Origin of the sequence: Streptococcus sinensis (assembly GCF_000767835.1) — a bacterium.
GTDB lineage: Bacteria > Bacillota > Bacilli > Lactobacillales > Streptococcaceae > Streptococcus > Streptococcus sinensis.
In genome coordinates this window covers 1-539 of record NZ_JPEN01000077.1, presented here as the reverse complement: position 1 = coordinate 539, position 539 = coordinate 1, and the positions used below count along the sequence as shown (strand labels likewise).

Here is a 539-nt window from a genome sequence, read left to right as displayed (position 1 = left end):
TCACAGAGGCTGTAATGAGATCAATACCAGGAATAGAATCTAGGATTTCCACTGGTCTCTCATAGAGATTTAGATAGCCGTTCATACGCTCTTCCAAACAATCGATTTGTTTTTGATAAAAATCGTAAATCTCCAAGGACTGACCTAACATAAAACGATGATGAGCCGAAAAGTACCCATCAAGTGCCTCAAGGAGTTGGGGAACTTTTCTTTTCAAACTGGTATAAACAGATTGATGGATCATTCTTGGGGTAACGGGCGTCTCATCAATAAGCAGTTGCAGTAAGTTTCGACCAGAAGCACCCATGATATCTTCTATGTAGGTTGTCAGCTTAATACCTCCTGATTGGAGGATTTTATGGATCCGATTGGTCTCACGATTACGGCTCTCTACATAGTGNCCGATTCGTGTTAATTGGGCAATCCAGTGAGCATCTTTCTTATCTGTTTTTTGACCTGGAATAGCTTTCATATGAGCAGGCTGTGCTAGGATGAGTTCAAAGTCATCACAGAGTTCATGCCAGACAGGTCTCCAGTAA

The 539-nt window shown here is 41.6% G+C and carries 1 protein-coding gene; it reads right to left on the bottom strand.

Going from position 1 to position 539, the window contains the following annotated elements:
* Positions 1 to 539, bottom strand: a 539-nt coding sequence (locus tag SSIN_RS07015; protein WP_037617321.1) for a hypothetical protein, incomplete at both ends; no start/stop codon positions are given.